The sequence below is a fragment of the Streptomyces sp. NPDC050509 genome, assembly GCF_044457965.1.
Taxonomy (GTDB): Bacteria; Actinomycetota; Actinomycetes; order Streptomycetales; family Streptomycetaceae; genus Streptomyces.
This window is the reverse complement of sequence record NZ_JBITHL010000009.1, coordinates 435328-455597: the sequence shown is the minus strand read 5'-3', so window position 1 is coordinate 455597 and position 20270 is coordinate 435328. Positions and strand designations below refer to the sequence as shown.

General features: G+C 69.7%; 18 protein-coding genes, 5 tRNA genes and 2 pseudogenes. 18 read left to right on the top strand and 7 right to left on the bottom strand.

All coding sequences use genetic code 11. The features are described from left to right. Positions 1-48: 48 nt before the first annotated feature. Entirely contained in the window at positions 49-696 is a 648-nt protein-coding gene (locus ACIBJC_RS27090) for a hypothetical protein (protein ID WP_399296711.1), read from the bottom strand. A gap of 153 nt (positions 697-849) precedes the next feature. On the opposite strand from ACIBJC_RS27090, the gene ACIBJC_RS27085 reads away from it, so the two are divergent. The 8 genes and pseudogenes from ACIBJC_RS27085 to ACIBJC_RS27050 all read left to right on the top strand — a co-directional run bounded on the left by ACIBJC_RS27085 (position 850) and on the right by ACIBJC_RS27050 (position 8087). Continuing rightward, positions 850-1200 (top strand): metallopeptidase family protein, encoded by a 351-nt coding sequence (locus ACIBJC_RS27085; protein WP_329827578.1) that lies wholly within the window; start codon positions 850-852, stop codon positions 1198-1200. Between the two features lie 189 nt (positions 1201-1389). Next, complete coding sequence (locus ACIBJC_RS27080; protein ID WP_399296709.1) at positions 1390-3123, top strand: metallophosphoesterase; 1734 nt, start codon at positions 1390-1392, stop codon at positions 3121-3123. Positions 3124-3248: 125 nt separating this feature from the next. Then, positions 3249-3324, top strand: a tRNA-Glu gene (locus ACIBJC_RS27075). A 307-nt stretch (positions 3325-3631) separates the two neighbouring features. Further along, entirely contained in the window at positions 3632-4510 is an 879-nt protein-coding gene (locus tag ACIBJC_RS27070) for a helix-turn-helix transcriptional regulator (RefSeq protein WP_399296707.1), read from the top strand. 299 nt (positions 4511-4809) lie between these two features. Beyond that, positions 4810-6078, top strand: coding sequence for an MFS transporter (locus tag ACIBJC_RS27065; protein WP_399296705.1), 1269 nt, complete (start codon positions 4810-4812; stop codon positions 6076-6078). 62 nt (positions 6079-6140) lie between these two features. Beyond that, positions 6141-7139, top strand: coding sequence for an aldo/keto reductase family protein (locus ACIBJC_RS27060; protein WP_399296703.1), 999 nt, complete (start codon positions 6141-6143; stop codon positions 7137-7139). A gap of 93 nt (positions 7140-7232) precedes the next feature. Continuing rightward, a pseudogene (locus ACIBJC_RS27055) lies at positions 7233-7400 on the top strand (aldo/keto reductase); the annotation flags it as partial. A gap of 459 nt (positions 7401-7859) precedes the next feature. Next, a complete protein-coding gene (locus ACIBJC_RS27050; RefSeq protein WP_399296701.1) occupies positions 7860-8087 on the top strand; it encodes a hypothetical protein in 228 nt (75 codons plus the stop codon). Between the two features lie 215 nt (positions 8088-8302). Here ACIBJC_RS27050 and ACIBJC_RS27045 read toward each other — a convergent pair whose 3' ends face one another. Further along, positions 8303-8518 (bottom strand): hypothetical protein, encoded by a 216-nt coding sequence (locus ACIBJC_RS27045; RefSeq protein ID WP_399296699.1) that lies wholly within the window; start codon positions 8516-8518, stop codon positions 8303-8305. A gap of 168 nt (positions 8519-8686) precedes the next feature. Here ACIBJC_RS27045 and ACIBJC_RS27040 point away from each other — a divergent pair, with 168 nt between their 5' ends. The 3 genes from ACIBJC_RS27040 to ACIBJC_RS27030 all read left to right on the top strand — a co-directional run bounded on the left by ACIBJC_RS27040 (position 8687) and on the right by ACIBJC_RS27030 (position 10311). After that, entirely contained in the window at positions 8687-9469 is a 783-nt protein-coding gene (locus ACIBJC_RS27040; protein WP_399296697.1) for a DUF6585 family protein, read from the top strand. A gap of 670 nt (positions 9470-10139) precedes the next feature. Further along, positions 10140-10214: transfer RNA gene (locus ACIBJC_RS27035), tRNA-Asp, on the top strand. A gap of 23 nt (positions 10215-10237) precedes the next feature. After that, a tRNA-Phe gene (locus tag ACIBJC_RS27030) sits at positions 10238-10311 on the top strand. A gap of 197 nt (positions 10312-10508) precedes the next feature. On the opposite strand, the pseudogene ACIBJC_RS27025 reads toward ACIBJC_RS27030, so the two are convergent. Together ACIBJC_RS27025 and ACIBJC_RS27020 are read right to left on the bottom strand one after the other, a co-directional pair. Next, positions 10509-10850, bottom strand: a pseudogene (locus ACIBJC_RS27025) (erythromycin esterase family protein); the annotation flags it as partial. Positions 10851-11446: 596 nt separating this feature from the next. Beyond that, positions 11447-12241 carry a helix-turn-helix domain-containing protein gene (locus ACIBJC_RS27020; RefSeq protein ID WP_399296818.1) on the bottom strand — a complete coding sequence of 265 codons (795 nt, stop codon included), beginning with the start codon at positions 12239-12241 and terminating at the stop codon, positions 11447-11449. Positions 12242-12415: 174 nt separating this feature from the next. On the opposite strand from ACIBJC_RS27020, the gene ACIBJC_RS27015 reads away from it, so the two are divergent. Both ACIBJC_RS27015 and ACIBJC_RS27010 read left to right on the top strand, forming a co-directional pair. Beyond that, entirely contained in the window at positions 12416-13342 is a 927-nt protein-coding gene (locus tag ACIBJC_RS27015) for an SDR family NAD(P)-dependent oxidoreductase (protein WP_399296695.1), read from the top strand. A 295-nt stretch (positions 13343-13637) separates the two neighbouring features. After that, positions 13638-13994 (top strand): hypothetical protein, encoded by a 357-nt coding sequence (locus tag ACIBJC_RS27010; protein WP_399296693.1) that lies wholly within the window; start codon positions 13638-13640, stop codon positions 13992-13994. A 53-nt stretch (positions 13995-14047) separates the two neighbouring features. Here ACIBJC_RS27010 and ACIBJC_RS27005 read toward each other — a convergent pair whose 3' ends face one another. Then, complete coding sequence (locus tag ACIBJC_RS27005; RefSeq protein WP_399296690.1) at positions 14048-14800, bottom strand: SDR family NAD(P)-dependent oxidoreductase; 753 nt, start codon at positions 14798-14800, stop codon at positions 14048-14050. 113 nt (positions 14801-14913) lie between these two features. Here ACIBJC_RS27005 and ACIBJC_RS27000 point away from each other — a divergent pair, with 113 nt between their 5' ends. Both ACIBJC_RS27000 and ACIBJC_RS26995 read left to right on the top strand, forming a co-directional pair. Then, positions 14914-15873 carry an AraC family transcriptional regulator gene (locus tag ACIBJC_RS27000; protein ID WP_399296688.1) on the top strand — a complete coding sequence of 320 codons (960 nt, stop codon included), beginning with the start codon at positions 14914-14916 and terminating at the stop codon, positions 15871-15873. A gap of 182 nt (positions 15874-16055) precedes the next feature. Continuing rightward, on the top strand, positions 16056-16307 hold the full coding sequence (locus ACIBJC_RS26995; RefSeq protein WP_399296686.1) for a hypothetical protein: 252 nt from the start codon (positions 16056-16058) through the stop codon (positions 16305-16307). A 544-nt stretch (positions 16308-16851) separates the two neighbouring features. On the opposite strand, the gene ACIBJC_RS26990 is transcribed toward ACIBJC_RS26995, so the two are convergent. Both ACIBJC_RS26990 and ACIBJC_RS26985 read right to left on the bottom strand, forming a co-directional pair. Next, the gene (locus ACIBJC_RS26990; protein ID WP_399296684.1) at positions 16852-17943 is read right to left on the bottom strand and encodes a Gfo/Idh/MocA family protein; all 1092 of its coding nucleotides are present in this window, start codon (positions 17941-17943) and stop codon (positions 16852-16854) included. A gap of 179 nt (positions 17944-18122) precedes the next feature. Beyond that, positions 18123-19094, bottom strand: coding sequence for an aldo/keto reductase (locus ACIBJC_RS26985; protein WP_399296681.1), 972 nt, complete (start codon positions 19092-19094; stop codon positions 18123-18125). Between the two features lie 325 nt (positions 19095-19419). Here ACIBJC_RS26985 and ACIBJC_RS26980 point away from each other — a divergent pair, with 325 nt between their 5' ends. The 3 genes from ACIBJC_RS26980 (at position 19420) to ACIBJC_RS26970 (ending at position 20240) form a co-directional block, all read left to right on the top strand. Then, positions 19420-19878: a MarR family winged helix-turn-helix transcriptional regulator gene (locus tag ACIBJC_RS26980; protein ID WP_399296678.1), complete on the top strand. Its 459-nt coding sequence runs from the start codon at positions 19420-19422 to the stop codon at positions 19876-19878. A gap of 189 nt (positions 19879-20067) precedes the next feature. After that, positions 20068-20142 (top strand) — tRNA-Asp (locus tag ACIBJC_RS26975). A 21-nt stretch (positions 20143-20163) separates the two neighbouring features. Then, a tRNA-Phe gene (locus ACIBJC_RS26970) sits at positions 20164-20240 on the top strand. The last annotated feature ends 30 nt before the right edge of the window (positions 20241-20270 follow it).

Here is a 20270-nt window from a genome sequence, read left to right as displayed (position 1 = left end):
ACCGAGCCCCCCGCTCCCACCACGGGGAAGCCCGGAAAGAGACGCGCGTCACACCGGTCCTGGCTGCGCGGAGGCCGTCGGCTCCTTCAGCATCCCCGCCCCGTCCCCCAGCGCCATCGCGCCCCTCCGCATGTCCGCCGCCGGCGAGGCCGACGGCGGCTCCTGCGGCTTCGTCGGCTCCGGCTCGGGGTCCGGGTCCACCGGCTCGGGGGTCGGCGTGGGCGGCTGGCCGGTCGGCGGAGCGGAGCGGGTGGGCTCCTTGGTCGGTACGGGCTCGTTCCCCGGCGCGGTCGGCTTCCCGTGCCCCGGCTGCGGCCGGGTGCCCGTGGACGGCCTGGGCGACGGCGCGTCGGACGAACCGGCCTCCGGCGACGCCCCCTTGCCCGCCTCCGCCTCCGTGGCCCCGTCCCCGGTCCCGCCCTTGCCGTCGGGGCCCGCGTCGCCGCCCGCCTCGGCGTGCGCCGCACCGCTGACGCTCTTCTCCGTATGGCCCGGCCAGGCGTCGGAACCGCCGACTCCGGCCGCGGCTCCCGTACCGCCGTCGGGTTCGGCGGCGGCGCCGGTACGGTCCGCCGGGCGCGAGGGGGCCGGGCTCCCCGCGTCGTCGCCGACGCTCATACAGCCCGTGGAGGTCAGGGCCGCCACGGACGTGACGATCCAGACGGCGAGACGGCCAGGGGCGGACAACTGGCGCACGAGCGGCACCTCCGGGGCGTGGCGACGGGGCTCCCGCCGACGGCGGGGACGGTTCGCCCTGCCCAACTCCCTTTTCACCGCCGGGGACACGCCCGGGTCGTACGGAGCAGCCGACGATCTTGCCGGGGGACGGATCTGCCGGACAATGGCCCTGTGCTGGAGATGACACGCGAGACCTTCGAAGAACTGGTGAGCCAGGCCCTCGACCAGATCCCCCCGGAGCTGACCAGGGTCATGGACAACGTCGCCGTCTTCGTCGAGGACGAGCCGGACCCCTCCGACCCCGAACTCCTCGGGCTGTACGAGGGGACGCCGCTCACCGACCGGGGCGAGTGGTACGCCGGCGTCCTGCCCGACCGCATCTCCATCTACATGGGGCCCACCCTGCGGTACTGCGAGAGCCCGGAGGACGTCGTCCACGAGGTCTCCGTGACCGTCGTCCACGAGATCGCCCACCACTTCGGCATCGACGACGACCGGCTGCACGAACTCGGCTGGGGCTGACGGCCGCCGGGGAGGACCGACGGCCGGGGGACTGACGGCCGGCCGCCGGAGACCTGGCGCGGCCCGCACCCGTGCCCATGACCGCGCCCCCGCCCTCACCCGTACGGGCCCCGCCCCGCCCCGTACGCCGACTACTCCTGTTGGCGGCGGCCAGGCATGGCGGACCACCGCTCCGGGCATACGCGCCCAATGGCCCGTGATGTCCCGCGCTTCCCCTTCCGTGCCCTCCGCACCCGGCTCGCCGCCGTCATGGGTCATCTCCGCGCCCGCCGCACCGCCCCCACCAGCACCCTCGTCCAGGTCCACCCCGCGCACCCCGTCACCCGCGCGCTCGGCCTGACCGCCGTCGTCCTGCTCGGCGCCTGGCTCGGGCTGCTGATCGTCGGGAGCGTACGGACACCGGTCGGCCCGATGGACACCCGGATGACGCTCCGCCCGTCCGTCACCGGCGGCACGAAGATCAATGTCTCGCCGCTGGGCGCGCTGGAGCTGGCCACGCACACCGGGCCCGTACGGCTGGACGTGGACGTCGACCAGCTCGACCCCGTCCGCTCCACGGCCCTCGTGGAGCACCCCGAGCGGCTCTCGGGGCTACAGAGCGAGATCAGCCGCGACGTCAAGTCCGGCACCACGGAGCTGGCCGTACGCTCCGTCGTCGCCGTCGTGTCCGGGGCGACCGCCCTCGGGCTGGCCGTCTACCGCCGCCCGCGCCGCGCGCTCGCCGCCGGCGGCCTCGCGTTCACGCTGCTGGGCGCCTCCGCCGTCGGCGCGTACGCCACCTGGAACCCCCAGTCGGTGCTGGAGCCGAAGTTCTCCGGGCTGCTCTCCTCCGCGCCCCAGGTCGTCGGCAACGCCCGCTCGATCGTCACCGACTTCGACGTCTACCAGAAGGAGCTGGCCCGGCTGGTCACCAATGTGACCAAGCTGTACGACGCCACCTCCACGCTCCCCACCTTCCAGCCCGACCCGGCCACCCTCCGCGTCCTGCACGTCTCCGACATCCATCTCAACCCGGCGTCCTGGCACATCATCGGCTCGCTCGTGGAGCAGTACGGGATCGACGTCATCGTCGACTCGGGCGACACGATGGACCACGGCGCCTCCGCCGAGAACACCTTCCTCGACCCGATCGCCGACCTCGGTGTCCCCTATGTCTGGGTACGCGGCAACCACGACTCGGACGTCACCCAGGAGTACATGGAGCGCATGCGGAACGTGCACGTCCTGGACGACGGCCGGGCCGTGTCCGTCGGCGGGGTGCGGATCGCGGGCACGGGCGACCCGCAGTTCACCCCTGACCGCTCCAGGAAGGCCCCCGGCGACCCGGCGGAACGCATGGCGGGCATCCAGCTCGCGTCGGCCCTGCGCGACCAGGAGCGGGCCGGCACGCCGGTGGACATCGCGGTCACGCACGACCCGCTGGCCGCGCGGCAGACGGACGGTGTGGTGCCGCTGGTCCTGGCGGGCCATGTGCACCAGCGCAAGACCGAGGTGCTGCCGTACGGCACCCGGCTGAAGATCGAGGGCTCCACGGGCGGCGGCGGGCTGCGCGCGCTCCAGAACCAGAAGCCGGAGAAGGTCCGCGCCTCCGTGCTCTACCTGGACCGGACGACCAAGCGGCTCCAGGCGTGGGACGAGATCACGCTGGGCGGTCTCGGGCTGACGACGGCGGAGGTCAGCCGCCATCTCCCGGAGGAGGCGGGCAAACCCGGCGCGGAGCCGGGTACGGAGCCGAGTGCGGAGCCCGGTACCGACTCCGGTTCCGACGCCGGTACGGATCCCGACGCGGAGCCCGGGACGGATCCCTCGGGCACCGCGTCCCGCAACTCCCCCACATCCCCCGCGTCCCCCGCGCCCCCTTCGGACCCGGCCCCCGGCTCCCCCGCACGGCCCTCACCGGGGCTCCCCGTGCCCGAGCCCTGACCACTCACGGGAACGCCCCGGCCGGGCCGGTCCCAGGTCCCGTAAACCGTTTTGGCGATAGCTCCTCGCATCGCATATGCTGCGGACGTCCCCGACGCGCTGCAAAGCGCCCAGGCGGGCCCTTAGCCCTCATCGTCTAGTGGCCCAGGACGCCGCCCTTTCAAGGCGGTAGCACGGGTTCGAATCCCGTTGGGGGCACCACACTTATGGTCCCCCTGACCAGCGGAAACGCCGGTCAGGGGGACTCTTTGTGTCTATAACGTCAGCCGCCGCCGACGACGGCCCCGCCGGCTCCGGGCCCGGCCGTCTGCCGAGGCAGACCTGCCGTACGTGTTTCCCTCTCCATGGTGTTTTCCTGTCCCTTCGTGTCGTCTGGCTGGAGGTGGCCCCGCCTCCGGAAGTCCGGGGCGATCCATCCGAACGCGGCGAGAAGGGGCGGGGGAGTCTCTGCTGTGGGGGGTAACGGCAGGGTCCCCCACCTTCGGCGACGCCTCCCTACGCTGGTCGCATGGACCACCGGGAAGAAGTCAGCGCGTTCCTGAAATCGCGCCGGGCCAGGATCACCCCGGAGCAGGCGGGCCTGCCCGTGTACGGGCAGCGGCGGGTGCCGGGATTGCGTCGCGGTGAGGTCGCGATGCTCGCCGGGATGAGCGTCGAGTACTACACACGGCTGGAGCGTGGCAACCTCGCCGGGGCCTCCGACAGCATCCTGGACGCCCTCGCTCAGGCCCTGCGCCTGGACGACACCGAACGGGACCACTTGTACGCGCTGGCGCGGGCGGCCGGCACCGGCCCGGCCCGGGGCCGGCGTCGGCCGAAGAAGGCGACCGTGCGGCCCAGCGTGCTGCGCATCGTCGAGGGCCTGCACGACCAGCCCACGTATGTGCGCAACAACCGTATGGACATCCTGGCCGCCAATCCGCTCGCCCGGGCCCTGCACTGCGAGCTGTTCGAGACCGGGCCGGTCAACACCTGCCGGTTCGTCTTCCTCGACCCGCGGGCCACCCGCCTCTACCCCGACTGGGAACGGGTGGCCCGCGAAGGCGTGGGAGTGCTGCGGGTCGAGGCCGCAAAGAACCCCTACGACCGCGAACTGTCCAACCTGATCGGTGAGCTGTCCACCCGCAGTGACACCTTCCGCGCCATGTGGGGCGCCCATGGCGTGCACGTCTTCACCAAGGGGACGAAGCGGTTCCTGCACCCGGCGGTGGGCGAGATGGAACTGGTCCACGAGACCTTGGACCTGCCCGGTGACGACGGTCTGTCCATCACCGTTTACAGCGCCGATCCGGGTACACCGGCCGCTGATGCCCTGAAGCTCCTGGCCAGCTGGGCTGCCACCCAGGACCAGGAAACGGCCGCCGAGCAGGCCGGCTCCGAGCGCTGACACCAGGCCCGCGCCACAGGGCGAGCCGCGTCCTCCTCCGCCCGTGCGACCGTCGCCGTCTGCCGGCGGCGGTCGAGTCCTGCCTGCGCTTCGCGATGTGCCCCCACACGGGGCCCGGCGCGTTGGGGGTCCCTGCCGTTACCCCCAACGAGCGTGACTGTTTGTCGCAGGCCGCAGCTGGTTCCGTAGATCTCAGCGGGGTGTGAACACCCCCGCCCGTACAACCCCACGGCACGTCCGCCTCCCCCGGTCGCTCTCCGGCGGCAGCGGCGCGCGCCGCCTGATCGAAAGGACCTTCGGTGACTTCCACCGCGTCCCCTTCCCTCACCACCCAGCCAGGCCACCCGGCCGGCGCGGCGCCCGAGCACGAGGGCGGCACCCCCGCCGCCACCGGAAAGGTGAAGCTGCCGCCGGTGGTGTGGCTGCTCGGCGGCATCGCCTTCATCATGGGCACCAGCGAGTTCGTCGTCTCCGGCCTGCTGCCGCAGATCTCCACCACCCTCGGTGTCAGCATCTCCAGCGCCGGGATGCTGATCACCGTCTTCGCCATCGGCATGCTGATCGGCGCGCCCGTGATGTCCATAGCGACCCGGCGCCTGCCGCGTCGCTCGGCCCTGGTTGCCGCGCTGCTGGTCTTCGCCGCGGGTCACGTCGTCAGCGCGCTCAGCTCCAGCCTGGGGCTCGCGATCGTCGGCAGGGTCGCTTCCGCGCTGGGCAACGGCACCTTCTGGGCCGTGGGCGCGGTGGTGGCGACCGCCGCGGCGGGACCGGCCGCCAGCACCCGTGCCACGGGCGTGATGGTCGGCGGCATCACCCTCGCCAACATCGTCGGCGTCCCGCTCGGTACGGCGGCCGGCCAGCTGGGCGGCTGGCAGACCCCCTTCTGGATGCTCGCCGCCTTCGCCCTGGCCGCCTCCGTGGTGGTGACCCGCCGGGTGCCCGCCGACACCACACGCGCCGACACCTCCCTGCGCGCCGAGACGGCCGCGCTCAAGCACCCGCGCCTGTGGCTGGTCTACCTGGCCACCGCGCTCATCCAGGCAGGCATCATGGGCGCCTACAGCTACGTCGCCCCGCTGCTGACCGAGCGGGCCGGTCTCGCGACGGCCGTGGTGCCGCTGGCGATGCTCGGCTTCGGCGTCGGCGCGCTGGCCGGCACCACGGTCGGTGGGCGCCTCGGCGACCGCCGCCCCTACACCACGCTGATCCCGGCCACCGCACTCACGGCCGCGATCCTGGGTGCCCTCACCCTGTGGGCGGCCAACAGCGTCGTAGCCGTGGTCCTGGTCGTGCTGCTCGGCATGGCCGGCTTCGCCTGCAACCCCGTCGTGGTCGGCGAGGTCGTCCACATCGCCGGAGCGGGCCGCTCCCTGCCCATGGCCCTGGCCACGTCCGCGTTCCAGATCGGCATCGCCACGGGTACCTGGGCCGGCGGCATCGCCCTGACCTCCGGACTTGGCCTGCGGGGCCCGTCGCTGGCCGGTTTCGTCTTCGCCCTGGCGGCCCTGGTGCCGCTCGGCCTGCTGGCCGCCTCGCACCGCAAGGCGGGAGTAACGGCGCGGAACTGACCCCGGGCCGGGAAACAGTCCCGGCTCTCCCCGTCACTCCCCATCGACGCAAGGAACACACCATGCGCTATCGCACACTCGGCAGCTCGGACCTGCAGGTCTCGGAGATCTCGCTCGGATCCTGGCTCACCTACTCCGGCGGCATCGAGGCGGACGCCACCCGCGCCTGCACGGAAGCGGCCTTCGACGCGGGCATCAACTTCTTCGACACGGCCAACGTCTACGGACAAGGCGCCGCAGAGACGGCCTGGGGCGAGATCCTCTCCGCCCACCCCCGTGACTCCTACATCCTGGCCACCAAGGTCTGGGGCCCGATGTCGGACGACCCGGCCGACCAGGGCCTGTCCCCGGCGCAGATCGCCAAGCAGATCGACGCCTCCCTCACGCGCCTCAGGACCGATCACGTCGACCTGTACCAGGCGCACCGCTTCGACCCGTCCGTACCGATCGAGGAAACCATCGAGGCGTTCCAGAAGGTCGTCGAGCAGGGCAAGGCCCGCTACCTCGGCTTCAGCGAGTGGACGCCCGAACAGATCCAGGCCGGCATCGACATCGCCGGACCCGAGCTGTTCGTCTCCTCCCAGCCGCAGTACTCCATGCTGTGGCAGGCCCCCGAGGCCGAGGTCTTCGGCCTGTCCGCAGCCAACGGCATCTCCCAGATCGTCTGGTCCCCACTCGCCCAGGGCGTCCTCACCGGCAAGTACAAGCCCGGCCGGCCCGTCCCCGAGGGAAGCCGCTTCGCCTCCGCCGACATGGCGGTCTCGAAGAACCTGGTCTACAGCGACGCCACCCTCGAAGCGGTCCAGCACCTCGTTCCGATCGCTGAACAGGCCGGGCTGAGCATGCCCACCCTGGCACTCGCCTGGGTCCTGCGCCGCACAGAGGTCGCCTCCGCCATCACCGGCGCCTCCCGCCCCGAACAGGTCCACGCCAACGCCGCCGCCTCCGGCGTCAGGCTGTCCGACGACCTGCTGGCCGCCGTCGACCGGGCGCTCGGCGACGTCCCCGTCACCGAACCGACCCTCGCTCCCGCCGCCCAGACCGGCATCAAGCACCGCTGACCATCGCCGCCCCACCCATCCAGCCGACCGGAAAGGGAAAGGCCCTCCGTGAGCGCGCAGATCCCCCAAGTCACCCTCAACAACGGCGTCCGGATGCCGCTCCTGGGCTTCGGTGTCTTCCCGATCGCGGACGACCGGACCCAGCAGGCAGTCGAGGCCGCGCTCGAAGCCGGCTACCGCCTCCTCGACACCGCCGCGGCGTACGAGAACGAGCGCGCCGTGGGCCGTGCCATCGCCGCCGGCGGTATCCCGCGCCCCGACGGCCTGCGACCCGAGCTCCGCGGCCGCCGCGTCGATCCGGGCCTGACGGCGGCCGGTAATGAAGGCCAGCGCACCCTCGGCGACGAATCGCCGGGCGGGCCGCAGTACTGGCCAACGCCTGCACCACCAACACCAGCCGGTTCCGACAGCCCTCAATCCCACCTCACCCGCCCAAAGCAGCCTGGACCAACGAACCCCGGAGGAAGAGCACCAAGAAGAACACTCAGCCTGACGTGCCTCACCAGATTTGACAGGTTCCGTCGAGCCGTGCCGGTCGGCGGGCGTGAGTAGGGGCCCGGTGCTGGAACAAGTGCACTTGGAGGTACCGCTGCCAGCTCTCTCCTGTGCCAAACCCGGCTCGCGCCATCCGTGGAATATCGGCGGTAACACGTTTCGCCAGAGCCAGAGTTGGCGAACGAGGGCTGTCGGAGACGGCCGATGCGGTCATAGAGTGACACTGTGCTGGATCTCCTGGTGACGCTGCTTCTGTTCGCCTTGTTACTTGTGCTGCTCCTTGGCATGAGGCTGATGCGTGGCCCCAACCGGATGGCCCAGCCATGGCGGATCCTCTATGTATTCCTCCTTGCCGGGCTCGTGCTTGCGATTGTCATGTCAGCAAGGGCGAGCTTCGCGTTGTGCCGCACACAACCGGAGACCTGCGAGTCGATCCCGCCCGGTGAACGGTAAGCCGCACGCAGCCTGACGTGTCTCACCAGATTTGACAGGTTCCGCGACGGGTTCCAGAGAAGGTCATCCCCCTTACGCCCGCGATACTTCGGTAGCTCAAGCAATGGCCTTGCGACAACGGCATCAAGTGGCGGTCCATGCCCGCGGACTTTCCCGCCGGGCCCCGGGCCATTCGAGGCCCGGGGTCTTGTGCTGCTCGCAATGGGCTACCACTCTCAGCGGTGGGGCAGCTGACGAGCGGCACGGATGAGGTCTTCCGCAGGCGGGTGGTACGGGACCTTGGACCAGTCCGGGGTGAGGATGAGAGCCGGGATGTTGCCGTAGTGCGTGCCCCAGCCCGTGTGCAGGGGCAGGCCCAGACCGTGGTGGCCGGCGCGGGCGTCTGTTCTGCCGAGCGAGCGCAGCGGGACGTCGTGGGGCCGGGGCGGCAACGAGAGCGGGGGACCGTCCCGGCCCGAGGGCGCGGGACGGTCCGCATAACCGATGCGCCGGGCCGGGGCGCTCTTCCCATACGGGCTCCTCTCCCCGACAATGGCCCTCCGCTGTCTGGCCTTGGGGGGCTTGTGTCGGATCGTGGTTCCACTCCTGTTCCGCCCGCCATGCGCAGAGTCGCGCGGGACTTCGAACTCGGGTCGCGCCAGGGGCTGGTGTGGACCGAGCCCAAGCGCTTCCCGTGGATCGTGGTGCTGCTGCCGACACTGGTCGGACTGCCGGTGCTCTGGCTGGGGATTTCGGCCGCGGTGGAGGGCCAGCGAAGCTACGGCGCCTGGTACTACGGGCTGCCGCTGCTCATCTTGGGGACCGCCATGGTCGCCGTAGCCGGGTATTTCCTCTTCCTCGCGCTCACGAGACGGCAGGCGCAGGTCTGGGTAGGTCACTACGAGCACGGCATCGTCCGGGAGGTCGCCGGGCACGTGCCGGAGGCGTACTCATGGGACGAGATCGACGGCGTTCGGCGGAGCAGCACCAAAGTGACGAACGGGATCACCAGCGTCACCACACACGAACTCTGGGTGCGTCCCCGTGAGGGCGCCGAGATCACGGTGACCGACGCGTACAAGGGGGTCGCACGGTTCATCGACGAACTGGAAAAGACATTCACGCGCGTTCGGCTGCCGCAGGACAGGGACCGGCTGAAGGCGGGCGAACGGGTCGACTTCTTCGGGGCCCATCTCGATCCCGCCGGTGTCGGGTACCTCGACCACCGGCTCGGCTGGCGCGAGGTCGACCGGGTCACGGTGAAACAAGGCTGGCTGGAGATCCATCGGCATGGTGACGGAAAGCCGTGGGCCAGGCTCCCCGTAGAGATGGTCCAGAATCTTTCGGTCTTCCTGGCCCTCGCCACAAGGATGCGCCAGGAGGCGGCCGGGCAACGGCCCTGACCAGACGATCCGGCCTGATCCGGCGAAGGCCGGCGCTCCGGCAGCAGGTCTGGATCAACGAACCAGCACCCCGGCGGTCACCGTGCTGGGGAGAGGAACTACTTGCACCTCTCAAACAACGGCATTGGCCGTTGTCGACGAGGTAGCGGACCGCGTCGATCATCTGCCGGTTGCAATAGCCCTCAGGCTTGCCGCCCCGTGCTGACATGTCAGCACGGGGGCAGGATCGAGAAGGATCGAGCTAGACCCAGCGGGACGCAAACAGGGGTCGTTACCGGGCTCTCGCGGATCTCCGCAGGTCAGCAAGGTAAAGATGTCGGGTTCGAATCCCGTTGGGGGCACCACACTCGTAGTCCCCCTGACCAGCGGAAACGCCGGTCAGGGGGACTCTTTGTGTCCATAACGTCAGCAGCGTTCCATTTCCCTGGCCGCACAACCGGCCGTGGGCCTTCCCGCGCCCCCTCGAAGGGGGCGGGTGAACGGCCAAGTGGCGGGTGAGCCGTTCCACGCAGACGAACGCACGGCGAGCAGCGCAATACAGATGAAGCGGGCAAAATACCCATTTCATCCCGTCGGTCTCCGTCGGGTATAGTCAGCAATCGGTTCAGGCGCCAGCGCCAGAACCAACCCCCAGCATGACGCACTCCTTAGCCGGGTGCGCGATGCGCGAGGTCCTGTGGAGCAGTTTGGAGTGCTCGCCACCCTGTCAAGGTGGAGGCCGCGGGTTCAAATCCCGTCAGGACCGCTGAAGTTCCTCGTGAACTTCGTGGCTGGGTAGCTCAGTTGGTACGAGCGATCGCCTGAAAAGCGATAGGTCGCCGGTTCGATCCCGGCCCCAGCCACAGCTAAGGCCCCGATCTTCGGATCGGGGCCTTATTGCATTGCGTGGCCTGGGGCGGCGAATCTCGGCGGAAAGGCTTCGGTCCGGCACGGTGCCCCGTGCCGGATCACGCCGGGCACGGGGTCGCGGCCGTGAATGCCGCCACGTACCGCAGCCGCCGCAATGGCCCCGGCCGCCACAACGCGTGGCGAACCGGACCGTCCGCTCCGCCCGCTCCTGGCGTTCGGCGAGCGGCAGCTTGGAGTACTCCTCGGCGATGGTGCCGGCGTCGGTTGTCGGGGCCAGACCGCGGTACAACTCGGTCGCCTGCTCCAGCAGTTGCGGGTACTCGTGGGATACGCAGTCGATGACCCGTGCGTACAGTTCCGGGCCGGCGTAGCCCATGTCGTTGCCCATGAAACGGACCGGGTCGCCGGGGTGGTGGAGGTTGTAGTCCCGCATCCATCTGATGAGGTCGATGCAGTCCTGGTTGTTCCAGATCCGGTAGGAACCCTGGAACTCCTCACGGGCGATGTCCTGGAGGTTGCCCTTGCCCTGCACCACCTACTCGTCGATCCGCACGCCGCTGCTCCAGGGGGGGCCAGGCTGAAGGTCCGGAAGCCTTTCTCCTCGACAGGGAGAGGAGGACCGAGGGCATGATTACTGCCTTGCGTCGCGTCATGCCTACGGATTTCCGTGTGCACAGGGTCCGTCACCAACCTGTGTGCTGCCCATCTCCCAGTACCGCAGGCACTACCCCGGGACTCGGGCCACCGCCCGTACGCCGTGGCTTTGCCGCCTGATGGAGCCGGTCGCGGGCGAAGAGCGGATACAGGGGACGACGAAAGGCCGGGCCCGGCGTACTGCCGGGCCCGGCCTCGGATCACGGCGCCGACGGCGCGCCGGACCCGTTACGGGCGGGAAAGGCTGTGACGGCTCCGAAGCGGGTGCCGTCGCAGCCTGCTGTTCTCACACGGTTGGTTCTCGCGCGTCAGATGGTCCTCACCCGCACAGCTCGTCGTCGATCAGGTCGTTCTGGGTCTGCGGCGACGATCGCCGTCCCTCGGTCGGACTGACACCGGTGGGTCCCGCCGACTGCCTTGCCGCGGGTCTGCCTGTTGCCACCGGCACAGCCGTGCCCGCATCTCGTCGAGAGATCATGCCGCGACGGGGGTGAAGAGCATGACCCAGTGGTCGTTCTCGGGGTCGTGCAGCATCTCGCTGTCGAACGCGAGGAGACCTCTCGTCGGATGGTTGACGCGCTTCATCGCGGACCTCCATGTTCCGATCTCTCCTCGGTCCCAGTGGCGGCTGAACTCGGGACTGCTCGTCGACAGCTCGCGAAACAGAGAACGAAGATGCTCGTCTTCCGGGTAGAGACCGAGTGCTTTGCGAAGTTCGGCGGCGGACACTCGGGACAGTTGCTCTGCTCCCTCGTTCCCGAGCACCTCGCGGAGTCCCGCCGACGTGAAGGCCTGGTGGACGATGTTGTGGCCGTAAGGTCCGTCGTCGAAGACGGGCCCCAGCAGATCCGCCGCGGCAACGTTGAACGCCAGCATGTCGAGCCGGCCGTCGTGAATGGTGACCGGCATGGTGTCGTCCAGGCTGTTGAGCAGTTGCTGGAGCCCCGGTCGGATTTCCGCGGCTGGTGCTCGCGGCTGCGGAGGTCTCTCGTCGGCGAGTCGGAACAAGTGATCCCGCTCGGCGTTCGAGAGCCGGAAGGCCCGCGCCAGTGCGGTGAGGATCTCCCGCGAAGGGCGGGACGCGCGCCCCTGTTCGAGACGGGTGTAGTACTCGACCGAGATGCCCGCGATGTCGGCGAGCTCCTGGCGTCGCAGGCCCGGCACACGCCTGTGAGACAGAGGGGACGCCCCGGGTCGGTCTCGGGGTGTCATTTCCGAGCGATGGTGGCGTAGATACGCGCCCAGACCTGACCGCTCGTCTACCACCATGACTTCATTGTCCCTCACCAGTGGTGGGCGCCAGGCCGGGTGCGTGGCCCTCCGGATACCAGGCTCGACGAAGTCTCCCTGATCGTCGAACACTCCGTCAGTGTCGATGGCGGCGGAGAACGCATACGTCGCCGCACACCAGCACGCGCACGATCTCGCCCAGGAGGCCGACACATGACCGCAGCGAACCGAACCCTGATCATGACCGGGGCCACTCGGGGGATCGGCCTGGAAGCCGCGCGGGACATCCTCGGACGCAGCCCCGATACCCACCTCGTGGTTCTTGGGCGAGGCTCCTCTGCCGCCGAGGTGCTGCCGAGCCTGCGGGAAATCTCTCCGCACGTCTCGACCGTCGAGATCGATCTGTCGAGCAGGGCGAGCGTCGCCGCTGCCGGCGCACGGCTCGAAGACCTTCTTGATTCCGGCGAGTTGCCTCCGCTGCGGGGACTCGTCTTCAACGCGGGTGTCCACCTCTCCAACGCGTTGCAGACCACGGTCGACGGATACGAGAGGACCTTCGCCGTGAACGTCATGTCCACCCACCAGCTACTCAGGCAACTACACCCCCATGTTCAGGCGCCGGCACGCATCGTCGTCACGGTCAGCGACGCGCACTTCGGTGATGTGCGGCATACCGGAGGGACCATGCCCGCACCGCGTTGGGCCATTCCGGAGATCTCCCGACCCGGAGCATTCGACCGTTCAGGGAATGTCCGAGCCGGCCGTCGTGCTTACGTGACGAGCAAACTCGGGGGCATTCACCTGGTCCACGAATGGGCCCGACGATTGCCCGATGGCATCGACATCGTCTCTTACAACCCCAGCCTCGTGGTCGGAACCGGGCTTGCGCGCGAAACGGGGGGAGCCTTCCCCTTCCTGATGGGTAAAGTCATCCCGCTGCTCACGGTCACACCCCTCGTGGATACCCCGGTACCCGCAGGAAGGAAGTTCGCCAAAGCCATCCTCGGTGTCACCCCTGCCGCGACCGGTGCCTACATCCACCGGGAGAAGGCCACGGCGTCATCCACCGAGTCCTACGACACCGACCGCGAACGCGCCCTCTGGAATTGGCTGGAACAGGTTCTGCGGACAACCACTTGAGGCGCCAAGAGCGTCTGCGATATCCGTCCTTCGCCGGTCTGTGATCGAGACAGTCGGCGGAGCTGCACGCGGCGGACCGGACGGATGGTCGTCGGCAGGACCGCCGAGCGGATCGGCGAGGCCCTGGAACTTCTGTGGGGTGCCGCAGCGGTCGACATTCCACGGATGAGGGTGTCCGGGGGGACCCGTCTGAGCGCCGGGCGCCCCCGGTGTGAGTCGCAGGGCTCCCAGTGAGGTCGGTGCAACGTGAAGTTCGCAGGTCACGGGTCTGGTGTGCGGGGCGGGCGGGATATTCATGCTGATCGCCGAGCGGGTCCTGAACCGGCTTGCCGAGCAGGGCCGGGCCGCGGCGGAGGCCGCCGCGACCGGCGTCCCGACTCCCGCCCGGGTGGCGGGGCGGGCGGTCCTGCTGATCCCGCATCGCAGCGAGAATCCCGACGAGGCCGCGCTGCCGGCTGACTACCGCAGGATCCTGGCGATCGTGCGGGCCGCCGACGGCCCCGTCCAGGTAAGAGTGGTGGGCGAGGAACTGGGCCTTCAGGTGGCTGTGCGCGGCAAGCTGGAACCGCTGCGCGCGAGGATGACCAAGCTCGCCGACCGCGGCCGGCTGCGCAAGCGAGGCGACGGGCGGTTCACCGCACGCTCCTCGTAGTAGCGGCATGGAACCTGGAACGCTTCAGATGCCACCCACCGTATGGTGCCTGCTCAGATCTGGTTGGTGCCACCGTCGACGTAGATGTTCGCGCCGACGACGTAGCTGCTCTGCTCCGAGGCCAGGAAGGCCACGACTGCGGCGGCCTCCTCAGGCTGCCCCATGCGGCCCTTGGGCACGGTCGCGGCGACATTCTCCTTGACGGCCAGGGCGGTCTCCTCGTCGCCGAAAGCGGCGGTGCCCCCGGGAGTCTCGATCCATGCCGGCGAGACCACGTTGACCCGGATGCCACGGCCCTTGAGCTCGTTGGACCACGTCCGCGCGAAGGACCGGACGGCCGCCTTCGACGCCGCGTACGCGCCGAACGCCTCCACTCCACGGTCGCCGGCCGTCGAACCGATCAGGACGATGGAGGCTCCGTCGTTGAGCAGCGGCAACGCCTTCCGCACGGTGAACAGCGTGCCTCGGACGTTGACCGCGAAGGTCTGGTCGAAGTGCTCCTCGGTGGTCTGTTCCAGCGTCACGAACGCACCGACCGCCGCGTTCGCCACGAGCACGTCCAAACCCTTGCCTCGTGCCCGGACCGCCTCGTAGAGCCGGTCCAGGTCCTCCGGCTTCGAGATGTCGCCGACGACCGCGGTGGCCCGGTCCGCTCCGATGGTCTTGACGGCGGCCTCCAGCTCGGACTCGCGTCGGCCGGTGACGAACACGTACGCGCCCTCGTCCGCCAGCCGTACGGCGGTGGCCAGACCGATACCGGTGCTGCCTCCGGTGACCACCGACGTCTTGCCTTCCAGCTGTCCCATGTGGGTGTCTCCATCACTCTCTCGACGCCGATCCGTTCAACATCGATACTCCGAGAGATCGGGGATACCATCCATGATGCAGAGTCTGGAATTCTTTACGTATCGTCCAGGAGGTGCCGTCGGTGCTCGGATTTCAGGATCCAGTGGCTGACGCGATCGGCCTGCTCCGGCCCCGCACGGTGATCGGGCCCAATCTCCGGGCCGCGGGAGAGTGGGCTCTGCGCTTCGACACGTTCTTGCACGTGCGGGTCGGGGGCCTCGTACGCGGCACGTGCTGGTTGATCCTCGAAGGGCACGAGCCGGTGCTCCTGCGGGAGGGTGACACCTTCATGCTGGGCAACCCGCCGCCTTACGTGCTGGCCAGCACGCTCGGCGCAAGCCCGCGCCCTGCGGAGCCGGTGTGGGCGGGTGCCGAAGACGGGTTCGTGCGGATCGGCCCGGAGTTCGAGGAGGACCTCTACCTCTGCGTCGGGCACATCGCGTTCGACGACAGGAACGCGGCCCTCCTGACCGATCTTCTGCCTTCGCTCGTGATCGTCCGCGTGGCCGATCCTCATGGCAGGCGGCTCGCGCAGCTGATCGATCTCCTGGCCACGGAGGTCGGGATCGCCGCCGCGGGCGGCCCGCTGGTGCAGAACCACCTCGCACAGATCCTGCTCGTGCACATGCTGCGTGCTCACGCCGGCCAGACAGACCGGCCCACCGGCTGGCTGGGCGCCCTGAACGAGGACGGCATCGGTGCCGCCCTGCGTGCCGTGCACGCGGACGTGGCCCACTCCTGGAGCCTCACGGAGCTCGCCGAGATCAGCCACATGTCGCGTTCCGCGTTCGCCCATGCCTTCAAGAGCCATGTCGGGGTCCCGCCGTTGGAGTACCTGATCCAATGGCGCATGAGCCTCGCGCGCGACGCCCTCGCCCGCGACACTCTGTCGATCTCCGAGCTCGCACGGGCCACGGGCTACCTGTCGGAGAGCGCGTTCAGCACCGCGTTCCGCCGCGTGGTCGGCTCATCGCCCGCACAGTTCCGGAATCAGGCACGGCAGCCACCGCGCTCGGCCGCGAACGGAAGCTGAAGGAGGCGTCCGGTGCTCAGCCGCGCCGCTCACGCCGGCGACGAAGACACCAGCACACCGCCCGCCGACACCACTACCAGCGACGCGGACACACGCCATAAACGCGACTGCAGTACTGGCGGTGCCGCAGCGGGTGTCCACGGGGCGTAACCGGCTCGCTCCCAAAGGGAGTTGAGTTTGGTGTGAAGAAAAACAACCACGTCGCCGAGGGCCCTGACGGCCTTGTCCACACCGCCCGCCTGCCGCTGTCGAGCCCCACCTTGAACTATCTCGCCGACCGGCTGCGCGGCCACTTGAAGAAGATCGGCTCGCGGTGGCGGGCGCTGCCCGCGGGAAAGATCGCGGGCATCGTGCCGGCGGTGCTGCGCTGTGACCAGCGGCCCGCCGACCTGGCGACCTGGCCGGCGGCAACCGGATACACCGCACCAACGTGACCCGGTAGGTGAGGGAAGTCGTCGGCCTGTTGGCCGCCCGCGCCCCACACCTGGACCGCGCCCTGAAGAAGATCACCCGAAAGGGCGGCGGAGTCGTACCGCTGGACGGCACGCTGATCCGCACCCGGCGCAGGACCGGGAAGGAGAACCGGAAGAACTACTCCGGCAAGCACAAGTGCCATGGCCTGCTCGTGATCGCGCTCACCGACAACGACCGGGGCCGACCGCTCTGGGTCTCGGCTGCCCGGCCGGACGCACCTCGGAGATCACCGCCTGCCGCCACGACCAGCTCACCGCCAAGCTGCGGGCGGCCGGACTCGGGGCCATCGCAGACCTGGGATTCGTCGGCCTCGACGACAGTGATCCCGACGCCGACCCGGCTGCGATCACCGGCTACAAGGCAGCCCGGAACCGGCCCCTGACGCGAGGTCAGAAGCTGTCCAACGACGCTGCGCCCCGACGACGCGGCGCCCGTGGCGGACCGTCTCTGGTCGCGGTCGAACGACGAGGTGGTCGGCGTGGCCCACTCCGCCTCCGGAGAGGGTCACTGGCGGGTGCCGGTCCGCGCGGCTCGGGCGACTCGGGCGACCAGGCGGCTGTTGTGGGCGGCGTGTCCGAAGCCTGGGGTGTGGAGGGTGCCGCTCGCGATGTCGCGGGCGAGGCCGGCGTACACCTCGCCCACGTTGATGGACGCGCCCGTCCAGATCTCGGCGGAGGTCGGGCCGGTGCCCGTGGCCACGGGGCGGTCCGGTGGGGTGAAGTCGACGCTCGACGACAGTACGAGGTCGCCGACCTGTACGCCCGCCGGGTGGCTGCCGGTCAGCTCCAGCCAGCCGTCCGATCCACGGACCCGCATGCCGAAACGGGCGTCCGGCACGGGAACGCCCGCCAGGATCTGCACTCCCACCGGGGCGCCCGAAGAGGTCTTCACAATGGCGTCGAGGTGGTCCGGCACCTCCCGGACGGTCGTCGCGCCGGTGTCGACCAGCTTGACCTCGGGCCAGAGGAGTTCCGTGCGCGCGTCGATCTCGGTAATGTCGCCGAGAACCGCCTCGATCACGTCCAGTACGTGGCCCGCCGCGATCGTCAGGAAGCCGGCGCCCGCCGCGGCCTTGTCGAAATACTCGTAGCCGCTCACCGACTCAGGGCCGTTCCCGAAGGTTGTCGCGGTGACCCGCGCCGAGAGCAGCCGCCCGAGCCGCCCCTGCGCGATGATCTCCGCCGCGCGGCGTACCGACGGATTGAGCCGGCCCTGCAAACCGATCGCGGTGTGCAGCGAACCGGCCGCGTCGGCCATCTCCTCCGCCTCCGCCACGGTCGTGCCCAGCGGGGACTCCGAGTACACGGCCTTGTTCGCGGCCAAGGCGGCGAGCACGAGCTCGCGGTGAGCCGGGACCTTCACCGCGACGGTCACGAGGTCGATCGAAGGGTCGCCGATGAGCTCGTAGGGGTCCGCGAACCACCGCTCGGCACCGAATGCCTCGCCGGCGCGACGTGCGCTGTCTTCGTGCCGGGTCGCCACCGCCGCCAGGTGGAACCGCGGCTGCGCCGCGAGTGCGGGTATGTGGGACGCCCCCGCCCAGCTCGCTTTCGTATCGGCTCCGATGATGCCGACACGAATCACGTTGTTCCGCATGATGTCCAGATCCGTTCGTTCGTCTTCGATCGCGGTACGGCCCATCCGTGCCGCGCCGGTCGTCACTGAGTCGTGGAGGGGGGGCTCGACGCGCCCGGCCCCGCGGTCACCCCTGGTCGCAGCGTGGAACGGCTCAACCGGTGGATCGCGTGCGGGGAATTCCTCGCCCCGCGTCCTTCCTAGCGGTCGATCGCGGCCATGTCGGGCTCCGCGTGGCGAGCGCCGGACGCCGGCGTCAGATCCGCCAGCCGGGCCAGGTGGTCGGCGGTGAGCCGGAGACCGTCCGCGGCGATGTTCTCCTCCAGCCGGTCGACACGCCTCGTTCCCGGAATGGGCGCGATGCCTTCTCCTTGTGCGAGCAGCCAGGCCAGAGCGACCTGGGCGGGCGTCGCTCCCGCGTCGACGGCGATCTCGCCCACCTGGTCGACGATCCGCAGATTGCGCGTGAGGTTGTCCCCGGTGAAACGGGGATTGGTCCGCCGCCAGTCGCCGGCGTCCAGACCGTCGAGCGAGCGGATGCCCCCGGTGAGGAAGCCGTGTCCGAGCGGCGAGTACGGGACCAGCCCGATCCCGAGCTCGCGCAGTGTGGGCAGCACGTCCGCTTCCAGGTCGCGCGTCCACAGCGAGTACTCGGTCTGGACGGCGGACACCGGATGAACGGCATGGGCCCGGCGGATCGTTGCCGCGGACGCCTCCGACAGGCCGATGTGGCGCACCTTGCCCGCCGCCACCAACGCGCTCAGCGCTCCCACCGTCTCCTCGACGGGGGTGCCGGGGTCGATCCGGTGCTGGTAGTAGAGATCGATGCGGTCGGTGCCGAGCCGCCGCAGCGAGCCCTCGACGGCGGCCCTGATGTTGGCGGGCGTGCCGTCCGGACCCGGTCGGCCGGTGTGGGAGACAAGGCCGAACTTGGTGGCGAGTACGACCCCGTCCCGGCGGCCCTTGATCGCGCGACCCACGAGTTCCTCGTTCACGTAGGGCCCGTACACCTCAGCGGTGTCCAGGTGCGTGACGCCGAGGTCCAGAGCGCGGTGGATCGTACGGACCGACTCGGCCTCCTCACGTCCTGCGCCCGTGTAGTACGCCGACATGCCCATCGCCCCGAGCCCGATGCGCGAGACCTCCAGCCCGCCCAGCGACGTGACCTGCATTCCATGGTCCTTTCCAGGGTCGATACACCGGTCCGCGCACCGGTCTGCGGATCGATTACCTGCCGCAGGCCCCACGCGAACTTGACGCGTCAACATCTACAGCACTGGACTTGAAGCGTCAACAACTGCTGTTAGGGTTGGCCGCATGGCAGACACCGCAGCGGGAGACAAGGGGCGCCGCCGCAGTCGGGCAGGGGATGAGACAGCAGGCGGGGCCGCGCCTGTCGCAGCTGGGCCTGGCGCGGCGGAGCCCACCGGCCCCGCTGCCGCGACGCGATGGCTGAGCAGCGAGGAGCGGGCGGCATGGCTGGCCAACTCCGCGATCATGATCAGCTTGCCGGCCGCCCTGGACGCACGGATGCAGCGCGAGACCCGGCTGACCTTCTTCGAGTACATGGTGCTCTCGGTCCTGTCGGAAGAGCCGAATCGCACCCTCCGGATGAGCGATCTCGCGGCGCGGACCGCGGCGTCGCTCTCACGGCTGTCCCATGTCGTCGGCCGGCTGGAGAAGCGTGGGCTGCTCGCGCGGGCCCGGGTCCCCGGCGCCGGAAGGCGCACCAACACGACGCTGACCGAGGCCGGATTCGAGGAGGTCGTGGCCGCGGCGCCAGGGCATGTCGCCGCGGTCCGCGAGTATCTGATGGACGAGCTCGAACCGCACGAGCTCGCTGCCCTGCGCCGTATCGGCGCGGCGGTCGACGCCGCCATCAAGCGCGGGAAACCCCCCGGTATCACCAACGACGAGACGCCACCGGGTGCGGGAGATCGAACACCAGGTCAGTGAGCCCAACGTCCGGCTCGTCCGGTATCCGCCGGTCGACCAGCTCGTTCGATCTTCGACGGAATCCCGGCGCCGTAGGCGATCACTGTGGCTCTCGCGGATCTCCGCAGGCCGGCTCGGTAACGATGTCGGGTTCGCATCCCGTTGGGGGCACGCGACACTGTGTGCGAGACTGGTGCTCGCACATTGCTTGGTCCTGTGGAGCAGTTTGGAGTGCTCGCCACCCTGTCAAGGTGGAGGCCGCGGGTTCAAATCCCGTCAGGACCGCTTGCAGCCGCGAGGCTGCGTGGCTGGGTAGCTCAGTTGGTACGAGCGATCGCCTGAAAAGCGATAGGTCGCCGGTTCGATCCCGGCCCCAGCCACCACCGCCCGCAAGGCCCTGTCTGACAAATAGC